Source organism: Bacillus sp. EB106-04-02-XG92 (assembly GCF_058791995.1).
The window spans coordinates 1-14,538 of the sequence record NZ_JBYTEA010000002.1 but is presented as its reverse complement, the minus strand read 5'-3'; the positions used below and the strand labels follow the sequence as shown (position 1 = coordinate 14,538).

17 protein-coding genes are annotated in these 14,538 nt (G+C 36.6%); 9 read left to right on the top strand and 8 right to left on the bottom strand.

Translation table 11 applies throughout. The features are described from left to right. Positions 1 to 46 precede the first annotated feature (46 nt). Positions 47 to 1,372 carry an ArsB/NhaD family transporter gene (locus AC3WVA_RS06085; RefSeq protein WP_048528417.1) on the bottom strand — a complete coding sequence of 442 codons (1,326 nt, stop codon included), beginning with the start codon at positions 1,370 to 1,372 and terminating at the stop codon, positions 47 to 49. A gap of 289 nt (positions 1,373 to 1,661) precedes the next feature. On the opposite strand from AC3WVA_RS06085, the gene kapD reads away from it, so the two are divergent. Next, entirely contained in the window at positions 1,662 to 2,285 is a 624-nt protein-coding gene (gene kapD, locus AC3WVA_RS06080; RefSeq protein WP_492321828.1) for a 3'-5' exonuclease KapD, read from the top strand. 41 nt (positions 2,286 to 2,326) lie between these two features. Here kapD and kapB read toward each other — a convergent pair whose 3' ends face one another. Further along, a complete protein-coding gene (gene kapB / locus AC3WVA_RS06075; protein ID WP_048528421.1) occupies positions 2,327 to 2,710 on the bottom strand; it encodes a kinase-associated lipoprotein KapB in 384 nt (127 codons plus the stop codon). A 168-nt stretch (positions 2,711 to 2,878) separates the two neighbouring features. Here kapB and AC3WVA_RS06070 point away from each other — a divergent pair, with 168 nt between their 5' ends. Together AC3WVA_RS06070 and sodC are read left to right on the top strand one after the other, a co-directional pair. Then, positions 2,879 to 3,055 (top strand): hypothetical protein, encoded by a 177-nt coding sequence (locus AC3WVA_RS06070; protein ID WP_048528424.1) that lies wholly within the window; start codon positions 2,879 to 2,881, stop codon positions 3,053 to 3,055. A gap of 68 nt (positions 3,056 to 3,123) precedes the next feature. Next, positions 3,124 to 3,663, top strand: a complete 540-nt coding sequence (gene sodC / locus AC3WVA_RS06065; protein WP_048528426.1) for a superoxide dismutase [Cu-Zn] — start codon at positions 3,124 to 3,126, stop codon at positions 3,661 to 3,663. A 158-nt stretch (positions 3,664 to 3,821) separates the two neighbouring features. Here sodC and AC3WVA_RS06060 read toward each other — a convergent pair whose 3' ends face one another. Then, complete coding sequence (locus AC3WVA_RS06060) at positions 3,822 to 4,973, bottom strand: MalY/PatB family protein (protein ID WP_098520311.1); 1,152 nt, start codon at positions 4,971 to 4,973, stop codon at positions 3,822 to 3,824. A gap of 117 nt (positions 4,974 to 5,090) precedes the next feature. Here AC3WVA_RS06060 and AC3WVA_RS06055 point away from each other — a divergent pair, with 117 nt between their 5' ends. Then, entirely contained in the window at positions 5,091 to 5,342 is a 252-nt protein-coding gene (locus AC3WVA_RS06055) for a YugE family protein (RefSeq protein ID WP_000537642.1), read from the top strand. A 29-nt stretch (positions 5,343 to 5,371) separates the two neighbouring features. Here AC3WVA_RS06055 and AC3WVA_RS06050 read toward each other — a convergent pair whose 3' ends face one another. Beyond that, entirely contained in the window at positions 5,372 to 6,211 is an 840-nt protein-coding gene (locus AC3WVA_RS06050) for an alpha/beta fold hydrolase (protein WP_048528432.1), read from the bottom strand. A 108-nt stretch (positions 6,212 to 6,319) separates the two neighbouring features. After that, on the bottom strand, positions 6,320 to 7,312 hold the full coding sequence (locus AC3WVA_RS06045; protein ID WP_098881445.1) for a 2-hydroxyacid dehydrogenase: 993 nt from the start codon (positions 7,310 to 7,312) through the stop codon (positions 6,320 to 6,322). 265 nt (positions 7,313 to 7,577) lie between these two features. Here AC3WVA_RS06045 and AC3WVA_RS06040 point away from each other — a divergent pair, with 265 nt between their 5' ends. From AC3WVA_RS06040 to yugI, 3 genes are all read left to right on the top strand, one after another. Further along, positions 7,578 to 8,075 carry an Lrp/AsnC family transcriptional regulator gene (locus AC3WVA_RS06040; RefSeq protein WP_048528438.1) on the top strand — a complete coding sequence of 166 codons (498 nt, stop codon included), beginning with the start codon at positions 7,578 to 7,580 and terminating at the stop codon, positions 8,073 to 8,075. Beyond that, complete coding sequence (locus tag AC3WVA_RS06035; RefSeq protein WP_098346637.1) at positions 8,072 to 9,262, top strand: aminotransferase; 1,191 nt, start codon at positions 8,072 to 8,074, stop codon at positions 9,260 to 9,262. Before AC3WVA_RS06040 ends, AC3WVA_RS06035 begins: the two co-directional genes overlap by 4 nt. A 254-nt stretch (positions 9,263 to 9,516) precedes the next feature. Beyond that, positions 9,517 to 9,861, top strand: a complete 345-nt coding sequence (yugI, locus tag AC3WVA_RS06030) for a S1 domain-containing post-transcriptional regulator GSP13 (RefSeq protein WP_000003767.1) — start codon at positions 9,517 to 9,519, stop codon at positions 9,859 to 9,861. A gap of 112 nt (positions 9,862 to 9,973) precedes the next feature. On the opposite strand, the gene AC3WVA_RS06025 is transcribed toward yugI, so the two are convergent. Beyond that, positions 9,974 to 10,207: a DUF378 domain-containing protein gene (locus tag AC3WVA_RS06025; RefSeq protein ID WP_000105789.1), complete on the bottom strand. Its 234-nt coding sequence runs from the start codon at positions 10,205 to 10,207 to the stop codon at positions 9,974 to 9,976. A 275-nt stretch (positions 10,208 to 10,482) separates the two neighbouring features. On the opposite strand from AC3WVA_RS06025, the gene AC3WVA_RS06020 reads away from it, so the two are divergent. Together AC3WVA_RS06020 and AC3WVA_RS06015 are read left to right on the top strand one after the other, a co-directional pair. Further along, complete coding sequence (locus AC3WVA_RS06020) at positions 10,483 to 11,835, top strand: glucose-6-phosphate isomerase (protein ID WP_048528447.1); 1,353 nt, start codon at positions 10,483 to 10,485, stop codon at positions 11,833 to 11,835. A 109-nt stretch (positions 11,836 to 11,944) separates the two neighbouring features. Next, positions 11,945 to 12,358, top strand: coding sequence for a YugN-like family protein (locus AC3WVA_RS06015; RefSeq protein WP_048528449.1), 414 nt, complete (start codon positions 11,945 to 11,947; stop codon positions 12,356 to 12,358). On the opposite strand, the gene AC3WVA_RS06010 is transcribed toward AC3WVA_RS06015, so the two are convergent. After that, positions 12,345 to 13,340 (bottom strand): potassium channel family protein, encoded by a 996-nt coding sequence (locus AC3WVA_RS06010; RefSeq protein ID WP_048528452.1) that lies wholly within the window; start codon positions 13,338 to 13,340, stop codon positions 12,345 to 12,347. The two genes, AC3WVA_RS06015 and AC3WVA_RS06010, sit on opposite strands and share 14 nt — an antisense overlap. 94 nt (positions 13,341 to 13,434) lie before the next feature. Beyond that, on the bottom strand, positions 13,435 to 14,115 hold the full coding sequence (locus tag AC3WVA_RS06005; RefSeq protein ID WP_048528454.1) for an MgtC/SapB family protein: 681 nt from the start codon (positions 14,113 to 14,115) through the stop codon (positions 13,435 to 13,437). Positions 14,116 to 14,538: the final 423 nt, after the last annotated feature.

The window sequence follows — 14,538 nt, the reverse complement described above, 5'->3', positions numbered from 1 at the left end:
TATGTGTAATGAAAAAAGCGCCCTGTTTATTTGGGCGCTTTTTCTACTACATAAGGTAGCGTACATAAATATAAATATGAGAAATGATTAATGAAACGATCATAATTGGGAAACCGACTTTTAGGAAGTCCATGTAGCTAAACTTATGTCCTTCGCGGCTTGCGATACCTGCAACAATTACGTTAGCAGAAGCCCCGATTAATGTTCCGTTTCCACCTAGACAAGCACCTAATGCTAATGCCCACCATAATACGTCGATTTGTGCGTCAGAAGGTGATAATCCTAGCCCAACTGCCATATCGTTAATAAGTGGGATCATTGTTGCAACGAATGGAATGTTATCAATTGTTGCCGAGGCGATACCAGATACCCATAAAATAAGGATAGATGCGTAAGAAATATCTCCGCCCGTTATGCCAATTACTTTTTGAGCTAACATTTTAATAAGGCCGATATCGATAAGTCCTCCAACGAGTACGAATAGTCCTGCGAAGAAGAAGATTGTTACCCACTCAACACTTGCGAATACCTCTTCAATTTCATGTTCTTTCACACCAATTAGCATAAGAATAGTGGCACCAGTTAAAGCGATGATAGCTGCATCAACATGGAAAATCGAATGAGTCATGAAACCTACAATTGTAAGTCCAAGTACTGTTAAAGATTTTTTCATTAATACTGGATCTTTAATATATTGCTTTTCGTCTAAACTCATTAATTTCTTAACTTGTACAGGATCAGCAATTAATTGTTTACGATACATGAAGTAAAGTATTGTCGCTGTCACACCAATAATAATGATTACGATAGGTGCTAAGTTGAATAAGAATGCATTGAAATCTAAATGCTTATTTGCAGAACCAATCATAATGTTAGGTGGATCACCAATTAATGTCGCTGTTCCTCCAATGTTTGAAAAAATAATTTCAGAAAGTAAATAAGGAACAGGATTTACTTGCAGTATGCGCGTAATTGATAAAGTAACTGGAACAACAAGAAGTACAGTTGTAACGTTATCTAAAAATGCGGAACCAAGCGCAGTAAGTAAGGAAAGGGAAATTAAAATTTTAATTGGATTTCCTTGGGCTCCTTTTGCTGCTTTAATGGCAACGTATTGGAAGACACCCGATTTACTCGTAATGTTCACCAAAATCATCATACCGATGAGTAGTGTAATCGTCCCCCATTCAATATGTTTCGTAAAGGCGTTGTGTAAATCAACGACCCCCATAATTACCATGAGTGCTGCGCCAAGAAGTGCGATGACAGCGCGATTGATTTTTTCAGAAATAATAATGGCATATGTAATTAAAAAGACTGCGATAGCAAAATAATACTGCCAGTTTGCGAGCTCTTGCGTTGTTTCGTGCAAAACTCTCATCTCCTTTCATTCACTTTTCTTAGTGTGTCAAAAATGAACTAGATGAAACACACATAAAGTCATTATAAATTAGAAAAATGTCGGATGTAAATGAAAGGGCGTATTTTGTTATATTTTCTGCAAAGGTCATTTTTTCGTATTTTTAAAAATATTTGCGGGCATTTGACATATATATAAGATACATCCAATCTGAATATTTAAAATGGAATTAGCATTCGAGCTTGTTCGTGTAGGAGTGTCAAATAGAAAGGAATGACAAAGATGATAAGGAAGGGATCGTATGGATGAACAACAATTTTTATTTTTGGATTTTGAGTTTACGATGCCCCAGCACAGAAAAAAACCAAAAGGATTTTTCCCGGAAATTATTGAAGTAGGACTCGTTTCGGTTGTTGGCTGTAAGGTAGAAGACACATATTCAGCTCATGTTAGGCCGAAAACTTTTCCTTCTTTAACGGATCGATGTAAGAAATTTTTAGGGATTAAACAAGAAGCTGTAGATAAAGGAATTTCGTTTCTAGAACTTGTTGAAAAACTTGTAGAATATGAAAAGAGATGTAAACCAACCATTGTTACGTGGGGAAATATGGATATGAAAGTGTTGAAGCATAATTGTGAAATGGCGGGAGTCGACTTTCCTTTCTTAGGACAGTGCCGTGATTTATCAATGGAGTATAAGAAGTTTTTTGGTGAGAGAAATCAAACAGGATTGTGGAAAGCAATTGAGGCGTATGGAAAAGTAGGAACAGGTAAGCATCATTGTGCGCTAGATGATGCGATGACGACGTATAATATTTTTAAATTAGTAGAAAAAGATAAAGAGTATTTAGTGAAACCAGCACCTCCAACATTAGGAGAACTCGTTGATTTTTCAAAAGTGTTAAAGAAAGTGAGTACACAGTAACGACCAAATTGCACAGTATGTAATTTGGTCGTTTTGTTTTTTTAAAGTTTGTAGTCTTTTTTTAACTGCTCTAATGTTTCTAGACTACGAACCGCAAAAGGTGAATCATCTTCAGAAAATGAATTCATTTGAGTTTCTAATGCCAATTTGAGTGACGCTGTATACTCCGGAATTTCTCCTTCATATTTCTTCACCATTTGCTCTGGAATATTCGTCTGTTCACGGAAAGCTAAAGCGCGTCTTTCATGGAAAAATGGTACGTCAGCTTGTTTTACGTTATGTAAGTCACCTTGTACTGGATGTTTTAAAACAGCTAATACTTTTACGACGTAACTGCCAGGACGGCTATTTGTAACTTCGCCGATGTATTTTCCAGTTTTATAAATACCAGTAACGATCTCGCCAATTTCAAATGTTTCTCTCATATTTTTCACCTCAAGTTTATAGTAAGGAAAGTAAGAGGAGGAGTCAAAGAAATCATTCGCTTTCGGAACGACCCCTTGAGAATATGAATCGGTTCAACTATAATTTTAAATAATATAACAGAAAATTCTGATGGTTTTTGGATCCTATAATAAGGAGTGGTGTTCCGTATGATGCCTTTATATTTTCCGGAAGATAAAACAGAATATATTATTCCAGGGATTGTTTGTGTTCTATTTATCATTGGTGCCGTTGCTACGTGGCGCATGTTCATTCGCGTATCAAAACGAGAAGCAGAGCAATTACAGAAAGTTGAAGAAAAACTGTTAGCTGAAAAGAAACAGTAACTCATTTTTGTATGTTTCCTTCTATGCTCGGACAATCTAAGAGCAGAATGTATTTTGGAGGGAATAGAATGAAAAAACGGCTTTTTTTCAGTTGTTGTTTATTATTTCTGATGGCTGGTTGTGACCAAGGAAAGCCGAAAGAAATTGACGTGAAATTACATAATGCTTCAGGCGATGAAGTGGGGACTGCGAAAGTAGTGCAGCAAACAAGCGGAGTGAAAATTACGATTAAAGGGGAAGGTTTTACACCTGGCCCACACGGACTACATGTACATGAAATTGGAGAGTGTAAAGCACCACGTTTTGAATCAGCTGGGAATCATTTTAATCCGGATGATAAAAAGCATGGTCTTCTTAATCCGAAGGGTGCAGAAAACGGTGATTTACCGAACGTAATCGCAGACGGTTCAGGAAAGATTAAAGCAGAAATCGATGCGCCGCACATAACGCTTGAAGAAGGAAAAACGACAATTCATAGAAAAGATGGAGCGTCTATTATTATTACAGAAAACGCTGATGATGGGATGACACAACCGACAGGTAAATCAGGTGATCGAATTGCTTGTGGTGTTATTGTAAAAAAAGCATCGGATATGAAGAAAAAGTAAAAGCTACCGTGCGCGGTAGCTTTTTTTGTGAAACGATTATATCGGCGATTATTGGAATATATCGACCGTAACTCGAAATATATCAGCGGTTTTTAAAATATATCGACTTACCGACAAAATATGACAAAAGAGTCTGTCCCAAATAAACTCCTTTCTTATTATGAAAATGTGTGGCGCAGTCTATTTAAAATTTCTTCTAAAACAGATCTTGGACAGCCGATGTTAATTCGAATATGTTCCTCGCCGCCTAATCCGTATTTTTCACCAGGCTCAACGATAATTTTTCCTTTTTCCTCAAGTAATTTAGTGCGCTCGTCTTGAGAAAGGTTTAGAGCAGAACAATCAATCCACAATAAAAAACTACCGTCTGGTTTCGTTACAGAAAGAGCAGGTATGTGATCTTTAATATATTTACAAGCAAATTGAGCATTATCTTCTATATATAATCGAATTTCATTTAGCCAATCGTTACATTCTGTATAGGCACTTTGCATCGCTGTATAGGCAAATGTATTTAATCCGTGGAAACCTTGTCTATATTGGATAGACGTAAAGGCTTGACGGAGTTTTTCGTTTGGAATGATAATAATCGACGCTTGTAATCCAGCGATATTAAATGTTTTACTCGGAGCCATACAAGTAATCGTACGTGCTGCTAAGTCTTCTGATAAGGAAGCGAACGGTGTATGTGTATGATTTGCATAAATAATATCGGAATGAATTTCATCCGCTACAACGATTACATTATATTTCGTACATAACGCGCCAAGCTGTGTGAGTTCCTCTTTTGACCAAACACGCCCGATTGGATTATGAGGACTACAAAGAAGCATAAGTTTGACGCCTTGTTGGAATTGCTTTTCTAAATGCTCGAAGTCTATTGCATATGTATCATTTTGTTTCTGTAATGGACTCACGCATAATTGTCTATTGTTTGTTGTAACCATTTCGAAAAATGGGGGATAAATAGGTGGTTGTACGAGAACGGATTCATTTTCCTTTGTGAAGGCCTGTATGCTCGTACTAAGAGCTGGAACGATTCCAGCGCTAAAGACAATCCATTCTTTTTGAATATCCCAGTTGTACTGTTTTTTTGTCCAGTTACAAATAATATCTCCAATATTTTCGGGAGGAAGTGTATAGCCGAAAATAGGATGCTCGATACGTTTCTTTAAAGCAGTTTGAATTGGTTGTGGTACTTCAAAATCCATATCAGCAATCCAAGCGTGGACAAGTTCTTCGTTTTTATATGTATCCCATTTTGTACTATGAGTTCCACGTCGATTGACTGTTTTATGAAATAGTTGCATAAGTTTGCCCCCTTCTTCTGTAAAACCGTTAAGTTATGAAAGTACTCTCTCTTCTTATAGAATAGCTGATGTGATAGGATAAAGAAAAGTATTAAAAAGTGAAAAGGCGGGAAGCGAATGGGTACATATGAAAAGATGATAGAGGTTGTGAAGAATTGGGATCCGTTTCAAATGGGACCGGAGTTTTATGAAACAGAAGCGAGCGATGTCGTGAACGTCGTAAGTGTGTTCGATGATCCAAAATACATCGCAAAGAAGATTCAACATATATACTTTATGTCTTTTGAGGAAGTACCTGCGCTTGAAAAATGTGAGAAGTTAGCTGTAGAATTACTTGTAATAAAAGAAGGCGGAAGTTGTTCATTGTAGGCTGTCGGAATTTCCGACAGCCTTTCATATTATTGTGCAGAAAAAGAGATGATTTCTTCATAAACGTGTTCAGGTTTTTCTTCAGGTAGTAAATGTCCTGTGTTTTCGTAAGAAATAAATTTCGAATTCGGTAAATCTTTGTGTAGACGATGACCTACATCTAGAGGGACGACGCGATCTTTTTCACCCCAAATGAGTAGTGTAGGTGTTTCGATTTTTTGTAATTCAGTTGAAGATAAGTCACCTTCACGATCTCGTATCATACGAGTCAAAGCAGGGAAGATACGGTTGTCATAAAAAGGAGCGGAGTAACCTTCCTTCATCTCATCATCAATTAATGAGTGATCATGAACGACATTCATTAAGTTATGAACGATGCCGCGCCGGATAATCCAGTTTTTTACGTATAAATGAAAGAACGGTAAATAAGAAGAATACAGTAAAGGCAAAGCTGCGCGTGCTAAATAGCTAGAGCTGCATAGTAAAATTGTCTTTGAGATTAATTCAGGACGTATACGGTTTACATAAAGAGAAATTTGACCTCCCATAGAATGTCCAACTAATACAATATTGGAGAGAGATAAGTGTTCAATTAAATCGATAATAACCGTTGCTAAATTGTGATAAGAATATTTAAATAGATGCGACTTATCACTTTTTCCGAACGGTGGTAAATCAAGAGCAATTACTGTTCCTTCCTTCGATAGTAAGGGGATAAGACGGCGGTAACTGAATGAAGAAGATAAAAAGCCGTGAACGAGTACGAAAGTAGGACGTTCTGTTTTGTTTTCATGTTCATACAATTCGTAATGAACAGTAGTGCCGCGAGTGGAAAAAGTGAAATAAGGACAAGTATATTCGTGATTCATTTTTTGTCACTCCATTGATTTTTGTTCATATCATCTCCAAGGCAGAAAAAAATATGTTAACAAAAAAAGCAAGATGACGATGTCATCTTGCCTTTCACTTATTCATTATTATCCGCGAACAATATTAGGCGGTGTTTTTCCTTGTAACCCTGCAACTAAATTTTCAGCGGCCGTCATAGCCATTTGCTGCCTCGTTTTTAATGTTGCAGATCCGATGTGTGGTAAAGTAACGACATTTTGTAAGGATAAGAGCGGATTGTTTTTTTGAATCGGCTCTTGTGTAAAAGTATCGATGCCTGCTGCAAAGATTTTCTTTTCTGTTAAGGCATGAATTAACGCTTCTTCATCGACTGTTTTCCCGCGAGAAGCATTAATGAAGATTGCTGTTTCTTTCATTAATGAAAATTCTTTTTCTCCGATAAGCTGATACGTTTCATCTGTTAATGGAGTAAGAAGAACAATAAAGTCAGATCGCTTTAGTAGCGTCTGTAAATCACAATATGTAGCATCGAATTTTTGCTCCGCTTCTTCTTTACGGCGACGGTTATAATAAAGAACATCCATATCAAATCCGAATTTTGCTCGTTTTGCAACAGCTTCTCCAATTCGGCCCATACCGATAATGCCAATTGTACTATGGTGTACATCCAGCCCGAAGTGCTCTTTTCCAATTTCGGCATTCCATTCACCGTTTTTTACGTAGGAGTCAAGTTCACAAACACGGCGACCGGCAGATAACATAAGAGCAAAAACGAGGTCAGCTACTGTATCATCTAGTACGTATGGTGTATTCGTTCCGATGACATTTCGCTTTTCCATCGCTTGTAAATCAAAATTATCGTAACCGACAGAAATGTTGCTCACTACTTTTAAGTTAGGAGCTGCCTCTAATAATTCTTCATTAATAGCAGATCCAAAATTTAATAAACCATCTTTATCTTGTATTTTCTCTAATAGGACATCACGAGGTACCTTCTCATTTTTCTCCCACTTTTCATAATGACAGTGTTCTGATAAATATTTTTCTACAAATGTTGGAACTGGCTCGGCAATATAAACTTTTGGTTTCACGGTTCCATCCCCTTTCGCTTTATCACGCATTTTTCTGCTGATTAAAGTTTCACTTTGCCCCGCTTTAACGAGCAGTAAGACTCCCACCTAAAAGATGATTGAGATAAAGAAGTGAGGTGGGAGATCAACTGCTCGTAAAAGCCCGATTGGTGCGGGCTAATAACCCATGGGGTGAACCTTTCCATGGATTAAAGTTTCACTTTATTTTGACATAATTCACTAAAAAAATCTTCTTTTCAAACTGGAAAGGGTATTTGTATAATTTAGACACAAACGAATAGGAAGGATGATTTATATGGTGACAGAAAAGGAATTAGAATTATTAGCTTGTCTTGAAAAAAGTAGTCGATTAACTGTAGATACATTAGCGAAGCTGTTAAATATAGAAGTAGAAGAAATAAAGAAAATGGTTGAAAAATTAGAAGCGGAAAAGATTATCGTGGATTATGTAACACATATCGATTGGACGAAGGTGAAAGAACATACAGGTTTAACGGCGATGATCGATGTGAAAGTTACGCCAAAGCACGGCGTTGGGTTCGATGCGGTTGCTGAACAAATTTATCGCTATTCAGAAGTAAAGTCCGTGTATTTAATGTCAGGGACATATGATCTTTCTATTACATTAGAAGGAAAGACAATGGGAGAAGTAGCGATGTTTGTTTCTGAGAAATTAGCAACAATTGAATCTGTCGTTTCTACAACAACGCATTTCATTTTGAAGAAGTATAAGCATGAGGGAATTATTTATGAAAAAAACGATGATGATAAGCGAATTGTGGTGACACCATGAAGCAATTTGAACTATCTAGAGCAGCAGAATCATTACAACCATCAGGTATTCGAAAGTTTTTCGATTTAGCAGCAAATATGAAAGGTGTTATTTCTCTTGGAGTAGGAGAGCCAGACTTCGTTACACCTTGGAATGTGAGGCAAGCGTGTATCCGTTCTTTAGAACAAGGATATACGTCATATACAGCAAATGCAGGATTATTGGAGCTCCGTCAAGAAATAGCAAAGTATCTAAAAAAACAATTTGCAGTATCTTATGATCCAAACGATGAAATCATTGTTACAGTTGGAGCGAGTCAGGCGATAGATGTAGCGATGCGTGCCATTATAAATCCTGATGATGAAGTACTCATTATTGAACCGAGTTTCGTTTCTTATGCACCGCTTGTAACATTAGCTGGAGGAGTTCCGGTTCCTGTGGCGACTACTTTAGAAAATGAGTTTAAAGTACAACCAAAGCAAATTGAAGCAGCTATTACAGCGAAAACAAAGGCGATTTTGCTTTGTTCACCAAATAACCCAACAGGTGCAATGTTAAATAAATCCGAGCTTGAAGAAATAGCAGTGATTGTTGAAAAGTACAATTTAATCGTATTATCTGATGAAATTTATGCAGAGCTTGTATACGACGAAAAATATACAAGTTTTGCGAGTATGAAAAATATGCGCGAGCATACGATTTTAATTTCAGGATTTTCAAAAGGATTTGCGATGACAGGATGGCGCCTCGGTATGATTGCAGCTCCTGTTCATTTTTCAGAATTAATGCTCAAAATTCACCAGTATTCCATGATGTGTGCACCGACGATGTCTCAGTTCGCAGCGCTTGAAGCGTTACGGGCTGGGAATGATGAAGTAATTCGGATGAGAGATAGTTATAAGAAACGCCGTAATTTTATGACGACATCTTTCAATGAAATGGGATTAACATGTCATGTGCCTGGCGGAGCATTCTATGTCTTTCCTTCTATTTCTTCAACTGGACTATCTTCGGCGGAATTTGCAGAACAGTTATTATTAGAAGAAAAAGTGGCTGTTGTACCTGGAAGTGTATTTGGCGAAAGTGGTGAAGGATTTATTCGTTGTTCGTATGCAACATCGCTTGAACAGCTGATGGAAGCAATGAAAAGAATGGAACGTTTTATAGAGAATAAAAAAAGGACAAAACACAATACGTTTTGTCCATAAAAGGGGGGGAATACTAGAAAGCCATGTGTTAGTATTCTATCCCAATATTGGAGAATTATACTTACTTAAGGAAATTTTTTTCATGAATTTTGAATGAGTTCTGTCATAGTGGTATAATTTACTAATATAAGGTGTGCGTATCCTGAGTCGCTTTACTTAGGGTACGTATTAACTAATCGGATATTTAACAATAAATCATCTGCTTTGCTATCTACAATTGTAGAGAAAATGGTAAACGTATGGGAGTGTTTCATATGTCAGAACAATATACAACAGGAGTGGTTGTAACAGGGAAAGTGACTGGGATTCAAGATTACGGTGCATTTGTAGCGTTAGATGCAGAAACACAAGGGCTTGTGCATATATCTGAAATTACAAATGGATATGTAAAGGATATTCATGACTTTTTAAAAGTCGGCGATACAGTAGAAGTAAAAGTACTTTCAATTGATGAAGAACACAGAAAAATGAGTTTATCGTTAAAAGCGGCGAAAAGAAAACAAGGACGGATTCTTATACCGAATCCATCTAAGGACGGATTTAATACGCTGCGAGAAAAGCTAACAGAATGGATTGAAGAGTCCGAGTTAACAAAGTAAAAGAGGAACGCATATGAGCGTTCCTCTTTTACTTTTTCTTATGATATATATTTGCAAATATGATTGCATGCAATCATATTCGTATGTCGGAGGTGGAGTAAGGACATACTGACTAGCGAATTTCGTTCGTTTCTGGGTGAGTGCCAAGATTTTCTGATGGTTTAAAGAGTAAACCAAGATTGATAAGCCCAGAAATACCGACGATGCCGTAAATAATACGTGAAAGAGCTGAGTTTTGTCCACCGAAAATGGCTGCCACTAAGTCAAACTGGAAGAACCCGATTAGTCCCCAGTTCACAGCGCCAATTACAGTAAAGACTAATGCGATACGTTGTAGTGTACTCATGAAAAAGCCCCCCCTTAATTGTGAAGCATGAGCAAGCGATGAGTTAATTAACTCTTTTATAGAATGGTGTAGTTATGTTGTTTTTATACATAAAAAATATAAGAAAAAGGATGTATATACATCTATACCGAAAAATGCGAATTTTTATGCAAAAAATGAACTTTTTCTAAAAAATATATATTGGTTACGTTTACAATGTTTGAATCGCTTGATTTACAACTTCAGTTTCGCTAAAGTGAATACAGAAATACATATCCATAATTGGAGGGAAAAAGATGAGTACACATGTAACGTTCGACTATTCTAAAGCGTTATCCTTCATCGGTGAACATGAAATCACTTATTTACGTGATGCAGTGAAAGTAACACATCACGCAATCCACGAAAAAACTGGAGCTGGGAACGATTTCCTTGGGTGGGTAGACCTTCCGCTTCAATATGACAAAGAAGAATTTGCTCGCATTCAAAAATGCGCAGAAAAAATTAAAACTGACTCTGACATTTTACTTGTTGTAGGTATTGGTGGTTCTTACTTAGGAGCACGTGCAGCAATCGAAATGTTAAACCATTCTTTCTACAATACACTTTCTAAAGAACAACGTAAAACTCCACAAGTGCTATTTGTTGGACAAAACATTAGCTCCACTTACATGAAAGATTTAATGGATGTATTAGAAGGTAAAGACTTCTCTATTAACGTTATTTCCAAATCAGGTACAACAACAGAGCCTGCACTAGCATTCCGTATTTTCCGTAAGTTATTAGAAGAGAAATATGGAAAAGAAGAGGCCCGCAAACGTATTTATGCAACGACAGATAAAGCACGTGGTGCATTAAAAACATTAGCTGATAACGAAGGTTACGAAACATTCGTTATTCCAGATGATGTTGGAGGACGTTTCTCTGTATTAACGCCAGTTGGTTTATTACCAATCGCAGTTAGTGGCTTAAATATTGAAGAAATGATGAAAGGTGCAGCTGCTGGTCATGGTGACTTCAGTGCATCAGAACTAGAAGAAAACCCAGCTTACCAATATGCGGTAGTTCGTAATGCGTTATACAATAAAGGAAAAACAATTGAAATGCTTGTTAACTATGAGCCAGCACTTCAATACTTCGCTGAATGGTGGAAACAGTTATTTGGTGAAAGTGAAGGAAAAGATCAAAAAGGTATTTTCCCATCTTCAGCTAACTTCTCAACTGACTTACACTCATTAGGTCAATATGTTCAAGAAGGTCGTCGTGACTTATTTGAAACAGTTCTGAAAGTAGGTAAATCTACACATGAACTAACAATCGAATCAGAAGAAAACGATTTAGATGGATTAAACTACCTTGCTGGTGAAACTGTAGACTTCGTAAACACAAAAGCATACGAAGGTACATTACTTGCACATAGCGATGGTGGAGTACCGAACTTAATCGTAAATATCCCTGAATTAAATGAGTACACATTCGGTTACCTTGTATACTTCTTCGAAAAAGCATGTGCGATGAGCGGCTACTTATTAGGCGTAAATCCATTTGATCAGCCAGGAGTAGAAGCATACAAGAAAAACATGTTTGCTTTACTTGGTAAACCAGGATTTGAAGAGTTAAAAGCAGAATTAGAAGAGCGTTTAAAATAATAAAAAAGCGACCGGAATCCGGTCGCTTTTTTATTATTTTATCGAAAAGTCCATCAGTATATTCAAACTAGAGTGGGTATGCTAAAGAAAAAGACTAGGAGGGATGGGCTTGATTCCAATTCAATCAAATTTAGAAGGACGTACATATGCGTTATATAAGTTAGAAGAGATAATGAAGCCACTTGGATATAGCATTGGTGGCAATTGGGATTATGATAAAGGATGCTTTGATTATAAAATCGATGAAGAAGATGGCTATCAATTTCTGCGAGTGCCATTTACAGCAGTAGATGGAGAGCTAGATGTACCTGGTGTAATCGTTCGTCTTGGAACGCCGTATATTCTTTCGCACGTATATCAAGACGAACTAGATGATCATGTAAATACTCTAGCAGCCGGAACGAGCGGAATGGACCAATTTGCTGAGCCGAAAGATCCAGATGGAGAAGTGAAAAGAAAATATATCAATATTGGGAAAGTGCTCATGCAGGAACTAGAAAAACATTTTCTTAATGGTGAATAACGATCAGTATGTCGCTTTCAATGAGAACAAAGGAATGGACGGGATTGATCATATATTGTTCGTCGCGCTTTATACCTAGTAAGAGAATGTTTTGTTTTAAAAGGGTATAGCTACAATTTGCAAAAGTTTGTCCGGTGCAAGACGGAGGAAGCTCCATTAGTTGTAACTTATTATCAGAGATTTCATCGTAAAGTGAGAATAGTACGCCTGAAATGGAAGGAAATAAAAGAGAAGCGGTAAATACATAGCTCGTTAATTTATTTCCTTCTATAATTTCTGATGCACCAGCTCTCGTTGCATTTTGTATTTGTTCAGAAGTAAGAAGTTCAGCGATGCAGTAAATGTTTTGGTTGAGCCCTTTTGCAGTTAATATGTTTAAAATGGACTGTGTATCTGCTAAGCTTTCATTTTTTTCTTTATCAGCTGTTATTAATATAGTGTGAGCTGTTGTAATATTAGCTTTTAATAAAGTTTGATCGTGATGGGGGCACCCCTTTATAAACTCTAAATGATGAAATGGTTTTGGAAGTAAAGAAAGTGTTTCATCAATTAAAACGATATCAAGGTTCGGTTGTAAAACGTGCATTTGTTTTACAACGTGTTTTGCCCGTTCATTCCAGCCGACAATAATCATATGACCATTAGAAGTTGCAGCTTCTTCTCCTTTAACCTTCATATATTGTTTATTAATCATATCAGTAGCGAACAACACCATATAATAAGAACAAAATCCGGTTCCAAATAAAATAATACCCATACCGATAAGTTTACCCATCGTTGTATGCGGGGCAAAGTCACCGTAGCCAACGGTGAAAATTGTAACGATTGACCACCAAACTCCATCAAACCATGTAGTGAAGTGCGATGGTTCTAATCTATGTATAAGAAAGCCGGAAAAAGCAGTAAGTACAACAATAAAGAAAATTAAACGAAAAATAATGGAATCACGAAATGTATCTACTAAATTCGGACGGGATTTCAAACTCTTATTCCTCCTTACTTTGCAGGGCTACATTCATTGTTACCATTATAGAAAAAAGAAAAACTCTCTAATTTAAAAGAGAGTTTGTTTTACGTTACATACTTTCCACTTCAGTTTGTTGAACACTTTCAAGATGCTGGAGGGCGTAGTAAACATCAGCGGTATGTCTTTTTTGATCGATACATAATTTTAAATGTAAATAGTGTGAGCCATTTTCTAATGTTTTTAGCTTCATGTTCTTAACTTTTATATCCATTTCTTTTATTTCTTCAATTACAATTGGGATATTGTCCATATTTCGCACAACAAGTTTTACTGCGATATCACGTTGGCGAAATGATCTTGGTCCTATAAACTTCATTGTTAGTGGTATAAGTTCAACACTAATCATAAGGAAACACATCCCGAAAATTGCTTCTATATAGAATCCGGCCCCAACAGCAATACCGATACCAGAAGCACCCCAAATCATAGCGGCAGTCGTTAACCCTGCAATACTATCATTTCCTCTACGTAAAATAACACCGGCCCCTAAAAAACCGATTCCTGATACAATTTGAGCAGCAAGTCGAAGGGGATCCATATTCATATGATCAGTATGTGGTAAATTGTAAGCTGCTTTAATAGAAACAATCGTCAGGAGGCAACTAATAATAGAAATCACTAAACAAGTTTTTAAACCAAGTGGTTTCCGTTTTAATTCGCGCTCTAAACCGATGGCGAATCCTAAAATAGCCGAGAGACCTAGTTTGATTAATAAATCGGTATAGTCCATATGTATTCCTCCTTGTATGATATGGTATATGAATAAAACATTTATTATAGAAAGAAATGTTTTTGGGTAGAGTGACTTTATATAGAATATATGTAGGAATCTCGTAGAAATGAAAGAGATATTTCGTTTAAGTATATGATATTAAAAAAGAAATGTAGTTAATTTAAAAAAAGTTTTCAAAAGGTGTTGCATTTCATTTTTTACCATGATATATTAATAACCGTCGCTGATGCGGAAACGCAGAAAACGACAAAAAAGAAATTGAAAAACTTAGTTGACATCGAAAAACGAAGATGTTAACATAAGGAAGTCGCAAATGAGCGGCCAAGTAGTTCTTTGAAAACTGAACGAAACAAACAACGTGAAACGTCAATTTTTATTTTAGATGCTAGACAAACTAACTTTATTGGAGAGTTTGATCCT